The sequence below is a fragment of the Butyrivibrio proteoclasticus B316 genome, from assembly GCF_000145035.1.
Lineage (GTDB): Bacteria > Bacillota > Clostridia > Lachnospirales > Lachnospiraceae > Butyrivibrio > Butyrivibrio proteoclasticus.
The window spans coordinates 788,734-807,144 of record NC_014387.1 but is presented as its reverse complement, the minus strand read 5'-3'; the positions used below and the strand labels follow the sequence as shown (position 1 = coordinate 807,144).

Sequence of the window (18,411 nt, the reverse complement as noted above, 5' to 3'; positions counted from 1 at the left end):
CGCCACGACTTTCTTTAGCCACCCTGAACAATCATCCGTCTCTTGTTGGCGTTCCACATTGCTACGCCAAGCGCAATAAGAATTACTACCCAAAAAGCCTGCAAGGCATAAATCCTGAATGCCTCGTAAGGTAAATATCCGCCCGTATACAGTCTGATGGGGGCATCAAGAAGCTGTGCATAGGGTAAAAAAGTAATAACCTTCTGCCAACTTTCAGGAAAAAGAGTCAGTGGGAAAAGATTTCCTGAAAAAGTCATCATCAAAAGATTAAGAAGTCCCTGCATTCCTCTTGGATCAAGGGTTTTCATGGTAAATGCCACAGTGATATTTTCAAGAGCGCAGACGCACAATAGTCCAAGCAACAGAGCGGGTATCGCATATAATAATCCAGGCAGTGATGCAGGCAGGTTCATTCCCCACCCTTTTGGCAAAAGAAATGCCATTACCAGCATCGGCACTGCCCGCATGAGACTTCCCATGAACTTCTGCGCCATTATCCTGGCATAGTAAAAGCCGTACATATCCACAGGGCGGCACATATCATAAGCTATATCTCCTGATCTTATCTTGTCCACAAGTTCTGAATCAGATGCCAGCATCATCCGGAAAAAAGCCTGTTGCAGCCAGACATAGGTAGCTACACTTTCAATTGGAAGTGTCTGAGGCTTACCTGCATAAAGCGCCCTGTAAAGAGCTACCAGAATAAGGCCAAAGAACATCTGACAGGCAATTCCTCCAATCATTGCCCCTCTATATTGGAGCTCCATTCGAAGCCTCATTTTAAAAACTGTAAAGTATGACATATTATTCCTCTTTTTTGGGCCTGGGGAAGGGGGTTGCGGTCTATTTTTACCACAGTATGATTATCCTTCATAAATCCAGTTCTTTGTACATGGCTGCAATCATATGATCAGTATTCTCAGGCTGCAGGGTAAGCTCACTGATATTCCCCGCTTCCTGTAATAATCCCAAAAGCTTCGAAGTAGAAAGCTTAGATGGATCATAGCTAAGTTCTATCCCATCTTCTGTGCGCCTGAAGCTGGTCCCCTCAGGAAGTCTTAAATCACTTATTTCTCCGTCATATTTAATATTTACATTGCGAACTGTATCATAACGCTCAAGAAGATCCTGAAGCTTTCCGTCAAAGAGTTTCTTGCCATGACCAAGTACCATAACTCTAGAACAAAGTGCCTCGATATCTTCCATATCATGTGTTGTTAGCATGATTGTTGTGCCATACTCATTGTTTTCCCACTTAAGGAACTCCCTGAGAGCAAGCTTACTTACCGCATCAAGTCCGATGGTTGGCTCATCCAGAAACAATAGCTCCGGCCTGTGGAGAAGTGATCCGCACAGCTCTGCTCTCATTCTTTGCCCAAGGCTGAGAAGCCTTAAAGGCGTCCTCATGAGAGGCTCAAGCTGGAGTGCGCCAGCCAGCTCTTTTAACCTGTCTTCATAATCTCCCTTGGTAATTCTGTAGATGTCCCTAAGAAGCGAGTAGCTGTCGACTATGGGAACATCCCACCAGAGCTGGCTTCGCTGACCAAACACTACTCCGATGTTCTTAACATGCCTTTTTCTCTCTTTCCATGGCACTATGCCTCCAACTGTTACTTCTCCGCTATCCGGCGTCAGAATTCCTGAAAGGACCTTGACTGTAGTTGACTTACCTGCCCCATTAGGGCCGATATATCCTACAAGTTCTCCCTTTTCAACAGAAAAAGAAACTCCTTTAAGGGCATTCACGATTTCTTTTTCCCTCAAAAGTTTCCCTTTTTCATGTTTCTTTTTTACAATAAAATCCTTCTTTAAATTATTAACTTCAATATAGCTCATAAATGCTCCTTGCTGTTTAGACTATTGCTATTACTTAACTCCGCGAGCTATAAATGTTCCATATTCCTTCTGCAGATTGATGACGCCATTTTCTTCATGGGCTGACAACATCCTCAGTATCTCATCTCTTCCCATAGTTCCGATTCCGTGAAGGGCCTTGAGACTCTGAAGGTAATCCGCAAGGTCATCCACATTAGTCACATGAAGAGAATCCTCGTAGCGACGCACCTCTATTTCTGCAAACTCTTTTCCCAGAACATCTCCTCCATTCTGAAGGGTAAAGAGATGGTTAGGATCATAGCTCTCACCAATAAGGCCAAACCACTCAGCTATAATATCGTTGAAATTGTGCTCGCCGTATGTAGCGCTGTAGAATACGCCATCGTCCCTAAGGACTCTTCTGATCTCGCTGATTGCCTTACCTATATCCGGCACGTGATAGAGCATCATATTAGCAATTACTATGTCAAAAGAATTATCTTCGAGAGGTATATTCTGAACGTCAATCTGCTTGTATTCTACGTTTGCACGCTCTCCAATATTCTTTCTGGCTGTATCAAGCATTCCTTCGGAAAAGTCTGATAAAACCAGCTTATCACACTTTGTAATAAGGTCGTCATGTCCATTCCACATGTCGCCTGTGCCAGCGCCAAGCTCGAGAACTCTCATTCCCTCTTTTATCTCATAGTTAGATATGAGCCAGGGGCCAAAGCCCATCTTATTGGTTGAATACATGTTGTGAAAATTGATCCTGGTATCGAGGCTTTTGGATGATGCGTACTGAGCCTTTACTGCTTCTTTATCGTTACTGCTTCCCATCTTCATACTGTTTTGTCTCCTTATGTCTAATGATTGTCTCGTTAAGAATATTGTATGCCCTTGGGGCCAGGTCAAGTGTTTTTTCTAAATCTGTATTTTTCCAGATTCACCTTATTTCCAACGATCTCAACGCCTTCACTTTGAAGTATCTGCCCCTGCTTCCATGCTCCGCCAAAGGCATATTCACCTGCAAGTTCACCCTTTGAATTGACAACTCGATGGCAGGGAATTGTGCTCGGATCAGAATTTTTGTGAAGAGCATTTCCAACTGCTCTTGCCATTTTCCTATCTCCCGCCATCTCAGCAACATCAGCATATGTAGCAACTTTCCCTTTGGGAATTTTCTTGACCGCTTCATAAATTCTTTTGGTAGGTGAATCTGTGACTAGATCGTAGCTCTCTGCGATCATTCTTTTTATGACATCATCAGGAATCGATCCATCCAAAACAACAGTGTTCCAGTGCTCCTTGTTCTGATGATATGCAGGAAGTACAGCTGTATATGTTTTCCTCCAAAGGTCTCGCCACTGTGGATCCACCTTCAGATTCAAATTGATAAAACCGTCTTTTTCATATGTCCACAGAAAGGCTTTCCTGGATTTTTTTACCCTGATAAGCTGCCAATTACGGTCATGAAATGGTGCCTCCTGATATGTGTCAGGAAAAGACAAGCCGTAGCTTAATGCTTCTTCTCTTGTTTTCATCAGACTATGCCCTTTCTTAATTTTTGGGAATAAAACTTACGTATCACCCGTCATTTTTTAGTTCAAAGCTATTTTTAGCATTTTCCAATATTACGCGCATCTTAAAGTAATCTTAATGCTGAATCAATTTATTACACCGTCAGCGGCCAACTTATTGATCGTCAAGCTCCGCAAAGATACAAAATATAGAGAAGCGGAAAAACATTACCAACTATCAACGAAAAAGCAAAACTTAAAATCAGTGATAACGGTTTCCCCTTAGTCAGATCCCGATCTTCATTCATACGTCTGTTCCTCCAAAATTATAACTGCATAACTCCTCTGCAGTTATTCCATAGCAAAGAAGCACATCGTTATAGTACATTAAGACATCTGCCCCAGGATATTTATCATCGACATTATAATCCTTGAGAAATCTGGTTACCTCTTTTGGGGCAGATTCCTCCTTGTCATTTATAGTTCCAATAGAATCGACTATCAAGATATACTGCCTATATCATGGACATCCCCAATAGAAGCAGTGTTTTTATTACTAGTCATTCTGCCACTATCCAGCTCTCAACTAATATAGGCATTGCAATTATCAATAGCGGTTCTGCCAATATCCAGCCCGCCCACAATATAGGCATTATTTTGGGGCAGCTATTTACTGCTACAAAATGCCACTCCCGGCATAAAGGCAGTTTGCCCTACGTAAAATCAACTGCCTCTAGTGGTAATACCCGAAATATAGGCAGAACTTCGGCCACAAATTGAACTGCCACTATTCGCAACATTCTATATATAGGCAGTTTTGCACCAGCTCCAGTTGTTCATATTCTTTGAAAATATCTTACTTGTGCAAGTTGTACCGCATCATCAATCATTTCATTGCCTGCACGATCAGAATACTTAAGGTAATCTTTTACCCTATCAGCAGCTACCAGCTCTCTCCCATACACTTTTCCTGTAGCCGGATCAATATGACTCTCATAAATATCTTTTATCTTCGCTATCATTCTTACCTGAGCATACTTATCCGAATTATCCTCCACCAATAAATACCCAAGATAATGGATATCTTCCAGTTCAATATTTAGTTCTTCAATATATTCCCGTTTCAATGTCTCTTCAAAAGTTTCAGCATTTTCAGGCTTTCCACCGGTCAATTTGTATTTTCCGTCCTCAATCCTCAAGACAACCAGGTTATCTGCTGAAAATGCTATTCCATAAACCTGTTTTACCGGTAACTGGTCAGGAACAGAATTCTTAAGCCATGTAAAGTCAGCCATAATGCAATCCCCTATATACTTCGCCGATTATCTATCTTCTATTCTCCCATCAGCTACTGTTACTTGAACATCAACCTTGACCAGATCCGTCTCACTATGACCATTATATACACCATCAGCAACATGGGACAGATCAATTCCTGATTTGTCGAAAGCCTTGACCTGTCCACTCATCCTGACACTAACAATTGCGACTGCAGATATGATGATCACCACAATTACGATTACTATTGCAAGCAGGGTTTTAAACAGCCTTTTCATTATCTTTCTCCAACAGATAAGCCACTATAGGTTCTATATATTTGACATCAGAAATATCATAGGATGAAGCCATCTTCTCGGCCATGACCTTTTCTTTCTCAGTAGCATCTTTTTTATTCCTGAGAGTTGATACAAACATCTTCATTGCAAGTCTGGATGGTGTCTTCATCTTTTCATAGTTAAAACCGCCCTGACAGTAGAATATTTTAATATACTTATGCTGCTCCTTAGTGAGTGTATTCTGAAGAAAAGTATCTATATCAGGATTGTCATTAGGGCTGCCTCCTACACAGAACAAAGCAAGACGTTTATTCTTCCAGTTATTGGCCTTTTCAAAGAACCATTTAACCTTAACAACATTCGCTGCCATAAGCCAACCGCCGTAGCAGATTGCATCAAAATCCTTGAAGTAATCATCACTCTTCTTCTGAGCATCCTTAAGTTCAAGTAAATCTCCGCCCGTTTTCTCTGCAATCCACTCTGCATATCTTTTAGTAAATCCTGTCTGTGATGTGTAAATGATCAGTGTTTTCATAACTCGCTCAAATTCCTTTCCATTTTCATGATAGTTTGTATGGTAGTCTGAAGGCTCTTTTCATCGATTCCATCAAATATTCTTCCGATGACATATTGGCTCTGTTGGCCGTTATTGTCATTCTGTTCCAAAAAAGTCCTGCATTTATCTGTGACAAAGATCCGTTGCTTTCGCTTGTCTTTATCATCAGGAACTGCAGAGACAAACCCCTTTTTCTCAAGCTTAAGTAAAATCTGCTTCACATTTTGATGAGAACTTCCCATTACATCAGAAAGCTCATTTAACGTCGGAGGTTCCTTGCATAGGTTGATACAGATTATTGCAAAGAACTGTTTCCAGGTAATCTCCTTGAAATATGCATCTGCTGCAGCCTGATATCTGTTATCAAATGCACTGAGTAATCCGAGTAAAAACGGCTGTGGAGGCATATCTCCAAACGTTACTTTTTCGATATTCATTGCTTCATCGTAATTCATGTGAGCTCCTTTTATAATATGTAATATATTACCTATATGAAACAATGTAATATGTTACATATTTTTTGTCAACACAATTCCAAAGAAAAAGCTTCGGGATTTAACCCGCAAATATATTTGCCATTATAATCTCATCTCGGTATGTTCCGTCCTTTAGCTTGAAAGCTCTTGGATTCATCCCATATTCCTTGAATCCCATCTTCCTGTACATATGCCTTGCTCTGTCATTATCGCTGTAAACTCCCAGTTCTACCTGCTCAAAACCATTTGCCTTCGCCTGATCCAACGCAATCTGCATCATGAAGCTTCCGAGTCCCATTCCTGTGTACATTTGGCGAATTGACATCCCAAGATAGGCGCGATGAAGGTATTTAACATGTGGCCTTATGAGGGTTACGCCAAGATCCCCAACCAGCTCATCTCCAATATAGGCATTTACCATGAAGTCTCTGTCACTTTCTGCAATGCTTCCAAGAATCTCTGTGATTCTCTCAAGACATAACTGACCATCTTCAGGTTCTCTTGCCATAAAATGTGTTTCATTAGCAGTTGCTTCCCTGTGAAGCTTTATCTTCATAGCATCCTCCGGGCCTGCACTCTTAATGATAACCTCTCGTCCATCCGGTAATAGATATTTCTGCTCCTTTATTCTCATAGCAACCTCCTAATATTCTGATTATTCATGAAAAAAATAAGCCCCATCAAACTATTGCTTGATGAAGCTCTGTAAACTATATCAGTTATAAAGCAATGTCTATGCCTTACAAATCACCTTAACCTCATCACACATATCAAAATCATACCCCTGAATCATATTCACGGATGTCTTATTGACTCTATATGTTGTGACGAGATTTAATCTTACCATAGCGTCTCTCTTTCTGAAAATTGTTAGTTGTAAGTATAATTGACAGAAAACTCGCTGTCAACCGGAACTTCCTGCTTTCTATAATTTGTAACAATCATTTCTGCAATTCTAGAAGCATCCGATGGCTTAGCTTGCCTTATATTCATGTCCAGTCTCCTTCCAGTTCCTTATTCCATATAGCTTTCCTCCAGAATTCTCAGTCCTTCCCTATAATCCTGTCCTAAAACTTCCTGTGTCTTTTGGAAGTCATATTTCTCATGTAGTCTGTCATGAACCTTGAGGAACGCCTTCTTTCCGTATTTCCTTATATATAATGCCTGAGCCTTTGCTGCATTTGCTCCGTCATTTGATGGAATATAGAATCCTTTATTGCATTTTTCGAGCTCATCACACTCATAACATCCGTCCAAATTTTTTTCCTTACAGCATTTCACATTCGGACATGTTCTGTCCTCAGCACAGGTGGCAAAAGAGCAGACATTGTACTTCGTTCTGCAGGATCCGCACCACTCTGAAAGAAAACAGTGATTACAGGAAAAGCCACAATAAGCAACAGGATCAACACCCTTTCGTGCTATCTTGCAGAGTTTATTCTTGATGCGGCGCATGGCTTCGATATGCATGATCCAGTGACGGCAAAATGGCATCTGAATCAGTCCTTTTATATCCTTACCGCACCAGTAATCAATCAGCCAAAAGGCATTCTCATTCTCACTGACACATTTACTGCGGATAAGTTTTTCCTTTACATCGTCGCCGAATTTTTGCTTTAAATCCTTGTATGTCAAATCTCCAAGAATCTGATCCGTAGATTCCTTTACAGCTTTTACATACAGATATAGTTCTTTAATATTCAGTTTTTCTGAAAACTCTGCAATCTCGTTCCCCTGAAGTTCATTACCCGTAGTAATAATAGGTGCGCCAATGCGATTATGAAAGTCATTTGTAAAAAGAATTTGACTATCCCCTGCTATCATCTCATGGGCAACTATATCTTCAATCCTGAAAATATGCCAGATAGAATAGGCAAGGGTTTTACTGTGATATCCGTCCGCACCCGCAAAGGGCATTTTAGCAAAGGCCTCATCCGGATATCCACTCACAATCTGAGTGATCTGCTCGAACATTTCCTCTCGGAAAGCCAAAAGCTTCTGAATAGCCTCTTTAAAGGTTGCTTCCTTCATCAACAATTTCTGTATTTCTTTATTGTTTTCTGACCATGATTTGTCCATAATCTATCTTCTCTCCTCGGTTAATCCAATATTATTCCATGGTGCTTTTTTACATTTTAATAAAAAATCCAGGGAGTCTTTTTATTGCTACTTTATGCTATTGCTTTAGTTCTTTTGCCAATTAAACAATAGTATGTCACCATGAGCATCAGAAAAGCGCCTATCCATGCAGATACTTCAGAAATGGCAATTCCCTTAAATCCGTTCCTTCCTACCAAAAAGCCAAAGATCAGTCTCATAATGACTTCGAGCCCGCCTGAGAGCATTGGTATAAAGGTATTGCCCAACCCCTGAACAGAGTATCTGTATACAAAAAGCCATCCCAGGGCAAAAAAGCTTATTCCCATGATCGGCATGAAATCGGTACAATAACCGATTATCATGTTGTCAGTCAGCAGCATCCTTGCCAGGCTTCCGGGCACAAATATCATAAGGAGCGATATAGGCACATTCACAAGTGTAGAGAGCATCAGGCCCTGTCTTACTCCTGTGCGTATCCTGTCATATTTGCCAGCGCCCTTATTTTGCCCCACAAAGGTCATCATGGAAAGACCTACGGACATTCCGAACTGCTCAAAGAGTGATGCAAATTTCATGCAGGCTGAATAGGCTGCCACATATGCGCTTCCCATAAGATTTACGAAGTACTGCAATACCATGGCCCCTGCAGCTGTGACCGAATTCATAAGTGCCACAGGAAGTCCTATTTTCATCAGTTCAACCAAAATATTCTTTTCATCTGCTATTTCTGACGTGTCTTTTCCCAGACTCATAAAATCGATGGTTCTAAGCTTTTTAAGGCACAAAAGGTATGATACAAACTGAGAGACCACTGTTGCCACTGCTGCTCCGACAACTCCTGTGCCAAAGGCCATTATGAAAATAATATCAAGCATGATGTTCACGAGTGATGAACAGATCATAGCAGTGAGGGGCGTTCTGGAATCTCCCATTGACTGGAGAATTGTAATCTCAAGGTTATTCATAACCGTCACTACAATTCCCAATAAGATCACAGCAAAATATCTATACGAATCGTCAAAGATATCTTCAGGAGTGTTCAAGAACGTCAGCATCTTATTGAGCAAAGAAACGCATACAACAGTAAAGGCCATTCCAAACATGATACTGAGCTTCTTGGCTGCTCTGATGTATGCATTCAGCATAGCCATATCGTTTTTTCCAAAGCTCTGGGCAAAGGTTATGCCAAATCCTCTGGTCATCCCCACAACAAATCCAAGTATAAGGAAGTTAAGTGTCCCGGTTGCCCCAACAGCAGCCAGCGCCTGATCCGAGATTCCCTTGCCAACTATAATGCTATCCACAAGACTATATAGTTGTTGGAAAAGATTTCCCCATAATAAGGGCAAAAAGAACAGTATGATCTGTTTCATACTGTTTCCAGAGGTCATATTTTGTGTGGTCTGTTCTATATTTGTCATGGTCGCTCTCTTTGGTCTTTCTCTTGATGTTAATTATTTATATTACGAGAGAACGTTCTATTCACCCCTTCAAAAACATCTTAATTTCAGTGAGTGATTGCTCTCGCACTATATCGTCAGTGGTTATATTCACATAAAACTTTCCGTCCCGCCAAGAAGAATACTGCATAAAAAGATCCTGCGAATACATGGTCTCAAACTTGCGAATATCCTCGTATCTGCGGCAGAAGATCTTATCCTGGTATGTATCGTAAAGGAATGGAGCTGTTGTGAACAGTCTGAAATTCACTCTGCTATCCAGGGCCGCCAACATCATAGGGATCGTTCCCATATAGCCCGATTCGATCACCACAATCCTGTTCTGTTTAATGGTTCCGAGCATATCAGAAAGAATCTTTTTCAATTCCGGGTATTCATCAAGTGCTTCGAGTATTTCTTCTCGGCAGAAAGGAAAATATCTATCATACGAAACATGGCCTTTTTCAAGCGCCCCATAAAGAGGAATACGGATATCATCATCCATGTCATCTATTTCTGTAATTTCCCTCAGAAATTTGCGGCTGATCAGCCACGGATAGAGATTATCCCGATTCTTACTGCGGAAGTATATATACGGGAGCAATGCATCCCTCATCAAAAATACATATGCTGTATATTCATCATATCTGATCCATTCACTGTACTTGTATATTTCTTCAAGGAACGGATTGTCGGAAACGCTACCTACCTTGCCTGCTTCTGATAATAATTGTCCAAGCAGTTCTTCAAGTTCATACTCCTCCTTGCTGTAAACAGTATCCGCTAACCGCTTTCTTCCAAACGCTCTTACTGATTTCATATACTCCGTCATGATATGGACCTTCTCCGGTAAAAAAGGTTTCGAATCCACATTTTTCCAGAACTCTGCCTGATGCTTTATTCTCTAGAAGGCGAATACCATAAACTTCTGAAATACCAACTCGTTCTGTTATCACTGGGAGGAAAGCGTTTACTGCCTCTGTAGCATACCCCTTTCCGGTGTACTGTTTTGCTACATGATATCCAATTTCCCATTTACCATCACCGATTGGAACCAACTGCACATAACCTATATTCGTATCTTCTTCCTTTGTAATCAGCGCGTAGATAAGCGGTCCTTCAGTAGCGTTATACTGTGACATTATGAATTCTATAGTTTCCTTTGCATCTTCAAGTGTCTCAAAAACTTCATCAGGAACGAATCTTCTAATATCCTCATCCAATGAGTTTTTGTGAACATCCATTGCCATATCCATTGTCATTTCTGTTATTTTTAATCTATCTGTTTCCAATAAAATATGCATTTTGTTCTGAACTCCCTAAAGAATCTATATCTCAGATATTAGCATTGATTTCTTTTACTATCTCAACAACCTCAATATCCCCATCTGCAAGAATCTCTAAAATTACCCTATGGCCGTCTGCATTTTCTCCATTGCTCCAGTATGCTTCAGCCATTTTAAGATTTTCTTCTTCGGAGACGCATCCATCAAAGCACTTATATGCATCGCCTTCATAGGTATTTCCATTAACATTGATCTTTGCAATTCCATACGTTGGACGACCAAGTTTAGCAAAATAATCACCCCATTGTTCTGCTTCTTTAAACGATTTTGAAACATAAATCGATGCCATCCTTGAAGGATACTGCGGATACTTTTGCTTTCTTACTTTCTCAAGTGCAAGTTCTCGAAGCGCAACCATTACTGAATAGTCTAGCTCTACATCCTTGTATTTATCCGGATTGTTGTATATGTCTTCAACTGTCTTGATATGGTCATATACTCTCTTATGAACACCATTAGGATGGCTCTTATCTAGTACTATATGCTCTCCTGCTTTCTTGGGCATATCTGATATTACATGATAATAGAATTGTTTCTGCTTTAATATAGCTCATAAATCCTCCTATTCTTTTAAGGATTCATCTGAGCTTAATTATTCATTGTATTTTAAGCTCAGATTACTGAGCGATTACATATCTTTTCATACACCTTCTCCTTTCAAATATCATCCTATTGATGATAACATCTATCCCCTTCATATAACAATCTCAACTTTGTTTATAATAAAAGTTGAGAAAAACATCCTTCAGAATATCGTCTTCCAAACGAGATGCTTGTCCCCATTATTCAACCTTCCAATTTTCTTAAGAAAAGCTACCTGCGATTTTAAATCAGGACATGTTTCTTCATCATCTTGGACATATTCTTTGTATCCGTGTTTTTTATAGAACCGCCCACTCCATTCTGCCCATTCAAGGTAGTTTACTGTAAGTAAAGAAAAGCGTCTTTCTCGTGCTCTTTCTTCAGGAGTTCTCTTCCGATACCCTGATATTGGCTTTTTCCTAAAACAAACAACATTTTCAGATGATATGCACATGGACCAAATTCTGTCCCAGCAGCCATACCGACTATATTTCCGTTATCTTCTACAACCCAGACATCGCTCTGCGGCTCATTCAGCAAGGAGTGTATTTCTTCACGGGTATATGTCGGAATACTGATATCGCAGATTAAGTCATCATATGGTGTGTAGGAATCTTTTATCATCTGTAATATTTCGCAAATATCCGCTTCGTGGCCGTTTCTAATAAGCAATTACTCTCATCTCCCTATTATCTTTATCTATATTACCAAATGCCTTCACCATCACCTAAAACAATATTCTTAATATTTTCATCAATTTCAGAATTTCTTAGCCCTTGCTGTATAAGTGGCTGAATAACCTCTCTACTCTCTCGCATATGAGGTAGCTGTGATGCAAGCTTATTTGCCTTATCTTCTCTTCCTGATTTCAGATAGAGGAAGCATAGTGTAGCCCTCATGGTCGCCTTTTGTTTCTCATTTATTGAAATAGGTAATCCTCTTTCCATAAGCTCTATAGCTTCTTCCGTCTCTCCTTTTAATGCCAATGTACTTGCAAGTCCTAATATCATTCCCGGTTTATTTGGATATATCAGAAGTGCTTCTCGATATGTCTTTTCCGCCATATCATAATTACCACTTCTCTGAAAACTGATGGCCTTCTTATGGATGTCCAAGCGAGTCTGCTCAGCCCGGATTGTATCCATACCAAGAAGCAGATCAACGCTAGTTTCAAATATATTGGCAAGAGCAGGTAATAGCGTTATATCAGGATAACTCTCACCTCTCTCCCATTTAGAAACGCTCTGAGCTGTTATACCAAGGAATTCCGCAACATCCTCCTGGGTTAAGTCTTTTTGTATTCTATATTTTTTGAGATTTGCAGGTAAATAGTTCATGGTAGTATTCCTCTCATTTTTAGATTTCAGAACGTTCTATTATGATGATACCATGAACTGGCGCAAATCCAATGGCGTAATAGTTGAGGCTGGCTCAACCACAAAATGACACACTCCCCCGTCCCTCAGGTTCACTTCGCTCCTTCATGTACAAAAAACCCACAACATTTTGGTTGTGGGTTTCTGAAATCTGCAACAGCAGATGATCATCTCTTTGAGAACTATTAATGAAGTGAAAGATCCGTATTTTAGGCATTTCTCCTTCAAGTTGCTGTTTACCTGCTGCGTACGCAAGAAAGCTCAGGGTTACTGTGCAAGGCTGGTGGCAATCAAAAATACTGCCTTTTGTATTCTTCACTTAGCTCATTTTGAAGCATGGTAAAAAATTCAGAATATCTCAGAGCTGTTCTGCCCTCATAACATATTACTTTAACATACAGTGAGAGTGGGATTTCTTTTTTCTCCCAGAATATAGGCTCATCATTATGACTTATAATTTCTTCACATATACTATTCGAATAATTTTCTTCTTTAGAATTTGTAAGAATAACAAATTCATCTCCGCCAATGCGAAAAACTATATCCTCAGCGCCTGCAGCCTGTTCCATGCGTTTCATAGCAGTTATTATCGCCAAATCGCCTGCCTTATGAGAAATCTCATTTATAGGAATAAGGCTCTTGATATCACCAAGCACCAGATAGCAGCCTTTTCTTTCTCTAATGCAGTCATATAGCTCACTTATATCAATCTTCTTCCTGTCATCCATCGTCTTTTCCTCCATTAGCTCCTGGTCAATTCTATATCCGGGAAACAACTCAAATTTAGAGGGATTCTTTCTAAACTCCGAAGGCGATACCTGCCACACGCTGCAAAAGGCTCTTGAAAAAGCTTCATTACTGCCATAGCCATATTCCACAGCTATATCGAGCAGAGACTTTTCCGGATTACTTACAATTTCTCTCGAAACCTTACTCATACGCCTTCGAATTATATAATCCCTGATACTGATATTGTTAATGTACCTGAAAAGCTTTTCAATAGTGGATTTCGAGCAATGCAGCTTATCAGCAATGTTCTCTGTTTTTATAGGCTCAGTGAGATTATCTTCGATATATTCCATTGCTTCTATAAGCAGCTGAAAATTTTCCATGCTCAAGGTCCTTTCTACTACGATATCGTAATCATATTATACAAAGGCATATAGAATTATTCTTGATAAAATGAGTAAAAATGGTCCACTAACCCCGTCCCCCTGGTCCACTTTCGGGCGCCAAAAAAGGGGCTGTCGCTCTAGATGATAAAATCATCTGGGCGAGGCCCCATTTTTATGCCTTAAATAGTGGATTTGAGAAGTCGGTATCTTTCCTGCTGTCAAAAATAGAGTACTTTAATAAGCCGATGTGCTAATCGGTGCATTGTTGCCTTTTCTGCTTTGAAGTTTCAAAAATTATGAAACCTTTTTTAATTCAAACAGATGCGTTCCTGTTCGCTCATCAGCAATTTTATGATGCAGCTTATTTATGTCATAGCCGATTGCCAAAAGTATGCTCTGTGTAAGAACATTTTCTTTTCCACGGTACAGATATCTTCTGAAGTTCATGTCTTCTTTCACATTTGCGAAGGATCCTTCTGCCTGGATGCTTCGGTTCATCCTCAGCTGTGTTCCGTAATCACTGGTTATCCGTTCAAGACATTCTGCTCGTTTTTCTTCCATTTTTCTTGAGACAGAAAGCTTTTTATTTCTATCTTCAAATGCGGTCTTACAGTTATTCCCTTTAATGCAATCTTTCTTGTAGGGGCAGTTATTGCAACTACTGCATTCATATATCGTAACTTCACGCTGATATCCGGTTGCTGATTTTTGTGTTCTTTTGGATACTGCAGGGAGCTGTTGACCATTTCTGCATGTGTAGCAGTCTGACTCAGGATCATAGTCCATGTTTTCACGCCTGCTTATGTCATTCCTGAACTTCCTTGTTTTTGAAAGTTCGTAGTTTTGAGGCTTGATGTACGCGGCCTGCTCGTTGGACTCGATGAATATGTAGTTTTCTTCGCTTTCGTATCCTGCATCAGCAACGATGTTTTTATACTTGAATGTAAGATGTGACTCCATGTCTTTCAGAAATGGTATCAATGTAATGGTATCTGTTGGAGCCGGAAAGACATCCAGCCATGTGACATACTCTGAATCCACGCCATGCTGCAGATTGTATGCTGGCTTAAGCTGGCCATTGAGCATGGCATCTTCCTTCATTCTCATGAATGTTGCGTCGGTATCAGTCTTTGAATAACTATTTCTGGTGCCGCATACATAAAGCTTATGGTTGTATTCTTTGAGTTTTTCTATGTATTCTTCAAGAGCTTCCAACGAACGTTGCAACTGAGTTTTCCTTTTGCCAATTCCATGAACGAATTCAATACCTTCATCCTCCTTGAGCTTGTACAGTTTCTTTCTAAGACGCTTAAGGGTATGTAATGATATCTGATCGTTATAGACTACTTTTATTCCATAAAGTTCTTCACATCCGGCGCAGAAAACACATATCTTTTCAGTGAGCTTTATCATGTTTTTGGACACAGCTTTTTTCCATACAAAGGTATACTTGTTGGCTACTGACTCTATCTTTGTTCCATCGATAAAGATGTTTTCGCCTGATATTTCTCCCAGTTCGAGCAGTATGGTCCCTACCTGTGCTATGATCTGCTTAGCGCATTGTGAAAGATGCATTGATATAAATCTTGCTATTGTGGAATGGTCTGGAGCAGGTGCTCCATCCAGAAGGTACATGAAATTGATGTCTCTTTTGCAGGCGGACTCAATATCACGACTTGAATAGATTCTGTTCATTGCTGCATAGATAACAATCTTAAGCATCTGACGCGGTGAAGCCTGGCCTTTTCTGATTCTGTCATAAGTTTTATACAGATCAGAAAGATTCATTTCCTCCACAAATGCACTTAACAGGCGCACCGGATCATCGGATGGGATAGAAATTTCTATGTCGAGCGGAAGTTTGATTTGATGATGCAAGGAAGAAACTGTATAATCTCCTTGTAAGATTTTGTTTAGTCGCATAAACATATTTTACAGTAAAAACCAGGCTTTTCGAAGTCTGGTTTTTGCTTTATGTGAAGATATTTACTAGCAGCCCAGCCCCTCAGACATCTGCATGGAAATGTGCAGTTCTCGGACGAGGATGATGATTTTCAAAACGAAGAAAGCATCAAATGCCGATTTCTCTGAGCAACGTCGAAATGAGGCAGTTGATGCTTAATGAGTTTTAGAAAATCACACCGCAGACGAAAACAATCATTTCTGTGCGGATGCCTGAGGGGCTGGGCGTTAAAAAGGCTGTCACACTAAATTAGTGCGACAGCCCCTTTTGAAATCTGCAATAGCAGATGATCATCTCTTTGAGAACGATCAATGAAGTGAAAATGCCGTATTTTAGGCATTTCTTCATCAAGTTGCTGTTTACCTGCTGCGTACGGTAGAAAGCTCAGGGCTACTGTGCACAACTAGTGGCAACAAATCTACCTTCTAAATACACCGTACGTTGTCATAATTATCTGTTCACAAGAACTAATTTCTGAAATTTACATAGTTAAATATTTTCACTTTATACCACAATACCTCAATCTCATTTTGTCCTCTCCTATTTTTGACTTTCATTTTTCATCTGCTGAAAATATATACTAGCAGCGTTCATTATATCTAACTGTGCACTTTGGTATTGCTGCTGTTGAATAATATTATCCGATAGCCCTTTGGGAATATATGGTTTCTGTATAGTCTCCCAGGTGACTTTTTCTTTATATCCCAATGATTTCGCCATAACATCAAGGAGTTTATCCCCTTCCGTTTTAATCTTTGAAAGCTCCATTTCATTTGGATTCTCTACACACAATCTATCATAATAAATCTTCCACTGATTTAATACAGATTGATCATCACTAAAAACAACCTCAATAATGTTCAATGCCTTAACACTTTCTGTAGACCAGCCCAAACCTCTACTTATCATTAGTGTTTTAAAAATCTCCATCTTATCAGAGCGCTTCTTTCTCCTGTCTTGTAAAATCTGGCCAACAACTACTGCAACAACCGGGGAAACTATTATTGCAATTATATTAATTATGTCTATTGTTCGCATATGCCACTCCTCATTTCATAGTATTTATCATTTTAAAATCCATGTTCCCTGTTTCTTAGATCCAAGTCTTTCAATAGCATCATCCTCTATCAGCTGCTTCATCAGCATCTGTACTGATCTTCGTGACTTCCCCATAATATTTGCCAATTCTTCTTGTGTTATGGTTGGATTCTCCTTAATCAGGAGCAATATATAATCTCTATCAGATAAAGTACCTCTTTGCGCTTTAATTTGCGCTTTAATTTGCGCTTTAATTTGCGCTTTATTTTGCGCTTTATCATAAGCATAATTCAAGTTCCATAGAGTAAGAAAGAAATTATAACCATCAGTATAAAACTCTGGCTTTAAACTATCTGTATATCTTTCTTCAGATTCATAGGCATCAAGTATCTTCTTGAATCCACTGCCTCTTCTCTCCATCAAACGTAAGCGTCCAAAAACATCGGCCAGTATTGGATTTCTAAGCTTAGAAGGGACATGTCTCAAATCTAGTAATTGAACCTCAGAACCATCATACATTCCCCCTGGATTAGTAATAACCATTCGATCATCATAAATATCAATCTGGCTATGAGCTCCTGTTTGCAAATAACTTCTATGAATGAGTGCATTGACTAATCCTTCTTCTACTGCACGTTCTGGATAATCCGGCAATTCTACTCTTTTATCTTTGTCTTTTCTCCATCCTTTTTTTGAGTTTTTTCTAACAAAATCCATTGCATTATCAAAGAGTGATAATAAACTACCAGTGATTTCCAGATCATCCAGAGCATCTTGGACAGAACCCGCTTTATCCAAACCATTCCATCTTGTACAAAACATTCTTGAATGATGAATATTCCATTGATCAGCAAACAAAACACCTGCGTTTGTCATTTGTCCGTCTTCTTGCATTAATCTAAAGCTAATAAGATCTTCTTCAAAATCGTGATTACCAGACAGTACATCAAGATATCTTTTTTTGAACGCTTCAAACGTCAGCTTATCACGAGTTATGTCTGAAACCATAGCATCATATGACGTTCCTGTGCTTTTTATAATGAATTCAGTTAGTTCAAATCCAGTAATCTCCTTCTTTACACTTCCAGTACGGTAATAATATCTTCCGTGGAGATTTAAAGGTAATCGCGATTTTTTTACCTCAACCTGAATATACTTCTTTTTATCTTTTGACTTGAGATTCACATCACAAGTTATTCCAAATGCTGCAGTAATTTTATTTGGAATATCCTCTAATAGCTTCTTTTGTACCTTTGAATCTAATCCAATAACGTTGCCATTATCATCAACTCCTATGTAGAGAGTCCCACCCTGGGCATTGGCATAGCCACAGATCCACTCTAGATACTTATCCTGCCATGACTCTTTCCATTCAACCACCTGATTTTCGTCATCTTCAATTATTTTGTCTATATCTCGCATAGCCTCGTCCTTAGTTTTTTATTTAACAATATCATTGTTGCGCTTTAATTTCAATCCTAAAGCGCAAACCGTAATATCATTATTGCGCTTTACTAGCCAACTACTTA

Annotated in this window: 23 protein-coding genes; all 23 read right to left on the bottom strand. The window is 39.6% G+C overall.

Annotated features, from left to right (window positions below):
* Positions 1-14: 14 nt before the first annotated feature.
* Positions 15-803 (bottom strand): ABC transporter permease, encoded by a 789-nt coding sequence (locus BPR_RS03430; RefSeq protein ID WP_013280066.1) that lies wholly within the window; start codon positions 801-803, stop codon positions 15-17.
* Positions 804-870: 67 nt separating this feature from the next.
* A complete protein-coding gene (locus BPR_RS03425) occupies positions 871-1,836 on the bottom strand; it encodes an ABC transporter ATP-binding protein (RefSeq protein ID WP_013280065.1) in 966 nt (321 codons plus the stop codon).
* A 30-nt stretch (positions 1,837-1,866) separates the two neighbouring features.
* Complete coding sequence (locus tag BPR_RS03420) at positions 1,867-2,661, bottom strand: class I SAM-dependent methyltransferase (protein ID WP_052301785.1); 795 nt, start codon at positions 2,659-2,661, stop codon at positions 1,867-1,869.
* A gap of 65 nt (positions 2,662-2,726) precedes the next feature.
* Positions 2,727-3,359 (bottom strand): methylated-DNA--[protein]-cysteine S-methyltransferase, encoded by a 633-nt coding sequence (locus tag BPR_RS03415; RefSeq protein ID WP_013280063.1) that lies wholly within the window; start codon positions 3,357-3,359, stop codon positions 2,727-2,729.
* A gap of 161 nt (positions 3,360-3,520) precedes the next feature.
* Positions 3,521-3,643, bottom strand: a complete 123-nt coding sequence (locus BPR_RS21440) for a hypothetical protein (RefSeq protein WP_275450175.1) — start codon at positions 3,641-3,643, stop codon at positions 3,521-3,523.
* A complete protein-coding gene (locus tag BPR_RS03410; RefSeq protein WP_013280062.1) occupies positions 3,640-3,840 on the bottom strand; it encodes a hypothetical protein in 201 nt (66 codons plus the stop codon). Before BPR_RS03410 ends, BPR_RS21440 begins: the two co-directional genes overlap by 4 nt.
* Positions 3,841-4,171: 331 nt before the next feature.
* The gene (locus BPR_RS03405) at positions 4,172-4,630 is read right to left on the bottom strand and encodes an NUDIX domain-containing protein (protein ID WP_013280061.1); all 459 of its coding nucleotides are present in this window, start codon (positions 4,628-4,630) and stop codon (positions 4,172-4,174) included.
* 27 nt (positions 4,631-4,657) lie between these two features.
* Positions 4,658-4,891: a hypothetical protein gene (locus BPR_RS03400; RefSeq protein WP_013280060.1), complete on the bottom strand. Its 234-nt coding sequence runs from the start codon at positions 4,889-4,891 to the stop codon at positions 4,658-4,660.
* Positions 4,875-5,426 carry a flavodoxin domain-containing protein gene (locus tag BPR_RS03395; protein WP_013280059.1) on the bottom strand — a complete coding sequence of 184 codons (552 nt, stop codon included), beginning with the start codon at positions 5,424-5,426 and terminating at the stop codon, positions 4,875-4,877. The genes BPR_RS03400 and BPR_RS03395 overlap by 17 nt, the downstream gene beginning before the upstream one ends.
* The gene (locus tag BPR_RS03390) at positions 5,423-5,902 is read right to left on the bottom strand and encodes a MarR family winged helix-turn-helix transcriptional regulator (protein WP_013280058.1); all 480 of its coding nucleotides are present in this window, start codon (positions 5,900-5,902) and stop codon (positions 5,423-5,425) included. The genes BPR_RS03395 and BPR_RS03390 overlap by 4 nt, the downstream gene beginning before the upstream one ends.
* A 100-nt stretch (positions 5,903-6,002) precedes the next feature.
* Positions 6,003-6,557 (bottom strand): GNAT family N-acetyltransferase, encoded by a 555-nt coding sequence (locus tag BPR_RS03385; protein ID WP_013280057.1) that lies wholly within the window; start codon positions 6,555-6,557, stop codon positions 6,003-6,005.
* Positions 6,558-6,793: 236 nt separating this feature from the next.
* Entirely contained in the window at positions 6,794-6,916 is a 123-nt protein-coding gene (locus BPR_RS21435; protein WP_275450174.1) for a hypothetical protein, read from the bottom strand.
* 21 nt (positions 6,917-6,937) lie between these two features.
* The gene (locus tag BPR_RS21560) at positions 6,938-8,002 is read right to left on the bottom strand and encodes a DUF3795 domain-containing protein (protein ID WP_013280056.1); all 1,065 of its coding nucleotides are present in this window, start codon (positions 8,000-8,002) and stop codon (positions 6,938-6,940) included.
* Positions 8,003-8,094: 92 nt separating this feature from the next.
* The gene (locus BPR_RS03375) at positions 8,095-9,444 is read right to left on the bottom strand and encodes an MATE family efflux transporter (RefSeq protein WP_013280055.1); all 1,350 of its coding nucleotides are present in this window, start codon (positions 9,442-9,444) and stop codon (positions 8,095-8,097) included.
* 61 nt (positions 9,445-9,505) lie between these two features.
* Positions 9,506-10,294 (bottom strand): hypothetical protein, encoded by a 789-nt coding sequence (locus tag BPR_RS03370; RefSeq protein ID WP_143754261.1) that lies wholly within the window; start codon positions 10,292-10,294, stop codon positions 9,506-9,508.
* Complete coding sequence (locus BPR_RS19565; RefSeq protein WP_013280053.1) at positions 10,215-10,766, bottom strand: GNAT family N-acetyltransferase; 552 nt, start codon at positions 10,764-10,766, stop codon at positions 10,215-10,217. The genes BPR_RS03370 and BPR_RS19565 overlap by 80 nt, the downstream gene beginning before the upstream one ends.
* Before the next feature lie 31 nt (positions 10,767-10,797).
* Complete coding sequence (locus BPR_RS03360; protein WP_013280052.1) at positions 10,798-11,313, bottom strand: DUF2441 domain-containing protein; 516 nt, start codon at positions 11,311-11,313, stop codon at positions 10,798-10,800.
* A 416-nt stretch (positions 11,314-11,729) separates the two neighbouring features.
* Complete coding sequence (locus tag BPR_RS03355; protein WP_042256446.1) at positions 11,730-12,062, bottom strand: GNAT family N-acetyltransferase; 333 nt, start codon at positions 12,060-12,062, stop codon at positions 11,730-11,732.
* Positions 12,063-12,094: 32 nt separating this feature from the next.
* A complete protein-coding gene (locus BPR_RS03350) occupies positions 12,095-12,727 on the bottom strand; it encodes a helix-turn-helix domain-containing protein (RefSeq protein WP_013280050.1) in 633 nt (210 codons plus the stop codon).
* Positions 12,728-13,056: 329 nt separating this feature from the next.
* On the bottom strand, positions 13,057-13,878 hold the full coding sequence (locus tag BPR_RS03345) for a helix-turn-helix domain-containing protein (RefSeq protein ID WP_013280049.1): 822 nt from the start codon (positions 13,876-13,878) through the stop codon (positions 13,057-13,059).
* A gap of 297 nt (positions 13,879-14,175) precedes the next feature.
* Positions 14,176-15,804: an IS1182 family transposase gene (locus BPR_RS03340; protein WP_042257490.1), complete on the bottom strand. Its 1,629-nt coding sequence runs from the start codon at positions 15,802-15,804 to the stop codon at positions 14,176-14,178.
* A 580-nt stretch (positions 15,805-16,384) separates the two neighbouring features.
* Positions 16,385-16,882 (bottom strand): DUF6680 family protein, encoded by a 498-nt coding sequence (locus tag BPR_RS03335; protein WP_013280047.1) that lies wholly within the window; start codon positions 16,880-16,882, stop codon positions 16,385-16,387.
* A gap of 27 nt (positions 16,883-16,909) precedes the next feature.
* The gene (locus BPR_RS03330; protein ID WP_013280046.1) at positions 16,910-18,304 is read right to left on the bottom strand and encodes an ATP-binding protein; all 1,395 of its coding nucleotides are present in this window, start codon (positions 18,302-18,304) and stop codon (positions 16,910-16,912) included.
* Positions 18,305-18,411: the final 107 nt, after the last annotated feature.

Coding starts and splice junctions, on each gene's coding strand:
- BPR_RS19565 (WP_013280053.1), bottom strand. CDS start 10,766: ATGCATATTTTATTGGAAACAGATAGATTAAAAATAACAGAAATGACA.
- BPR_RS03345 (WP_013280049.1), bottom strand. CDS start 13,878: ATGGAAAATTTTCAGCTGCTTATAGAAGCAATGGAATATATCGAAGAT.
- BPR_RS03330 (WP_013280046.1), bottom strand. CDS start 18,304: ATGCGAGATATAGACAAAATAATTGAAGATGACGAAAATCAGGTGGTT.
- BPR_RS03420 (WP_052301785.1), bottom strand. CDS start 2,661: ATGAAGATGGGAAGCAGTAACGATAAAGAAGCAGTAAAGGCTCAGTAC.
- BPR_RS03415 (WP_013280063.1), bottom strand. CDS start 3,359: ATGAAAACAAGAGAAGAAGCATTAAGCTACGGCTTGTCTTTTCCTGAC.
- BPR_RS03395 (WP_013280059.1), bottom strand. CDS start 5,426: ATGAAAACACTGATCATTTACACATCACAGACAGGATTTACTAAAAGA.
- BPR_RS03405 (WP_013280061.1), bottom strand. CDS start 4,630: ATGGCTGACTTTACATGGCTTAAGAATTCTGTTCCTGACCAGTTACCG.
- BPR_RS21440 (WP_275450175.1), bottom strand. CDS start 3,643: ATGAATGAAGATCGGGATCTGACTAAGGGGAAACCGTTATCACTGATT.
- BPR_RS03430 (WP_013280066.1), bottom strand. CDS start 803: ATGTCATACTTTACAGTTTTTAAAATGAGGCTTCGAATGGAGCTCCAA.
- BPR_RS03375 (WP_013280055.1), bottom strand. CDS start 9,444: ATGACAAATATAGAACAGACCACACAAAATATGACCTCTGGAAACAGT.
- BPR_RS03360 (WP_013280052.1), bottom strand. CDS start 11,313: ATGCCCAAGAAAGCAGGAGAGCATATAGTACTAGATAAGAGCCATCCT.
- BPR_RS03400 (WP_013280060.1), bottom strand. CDS start 4,891: ATGAAAAGGCTGTTTAAAACCCTGCTTGCAATAGTAATCGTAATTGTG.
- BPR_RS21435 (WP_275450174.1), bottom strand. CDS start 6,916: ATGAATATAAGGCAAGCTAAGCCATCGGATGCTTCTAGAATTGCAGAA.
- BPR_RS03425 (WP_013280065.1), bottom strand. CDS start 1,836: ATGAGCTATATTGAAGTTAATAATTTAAAGAAGGATTTTATTGTAAAA.
- BPR_RS03340 (WP_042257490.1), bottom strand. CDS start 15,804: ATGCGACTAAACAAAATCTTACAAGGAGATTATACAGTTTCTTCCTTG.
- BPR_RS03350 (WP_013280050.1), bottom strand. CDS start 12,727: ATGAACTATTTACCTGCAAATCTCAAAAAATATAGAATACAAAAAGAC.
- BPR_RS03370 (WP_143754261.1), bottom strand. CDS start 10,294: ATGACGGAGTATATGAAATCAGTAAGAGCGTTTGGAAGAAAGCGGTTA.
- BPR_RS03335 (WP_013280047.1), bottom strand. CDS start 16,882: ATGCGAACAATAGACATAATTAATATAATTGCAATAATAGTTTCCCCG.
- BPR_RS03385 (WP_013280057.1), bottom strand. CDS start 6,557: ATGAGAATAAAGGAGCAGAAATATCTATTACCGGATGGACGAGAGGTT.
- BPR_RS21560 (WP_013280056.1), bottom strand. CDS start 8,002: ATGGACAAATCATGGTCAGAAAACAATAAAGAAATACAGAAATTGTTG.
- BPR_RS03390 (WP_013280058.1), bottom strand. CDS start 5,902: ATGAATTACGATGAAGCAATGAATATCGAAAAAGTAACGTTTGGAGAT.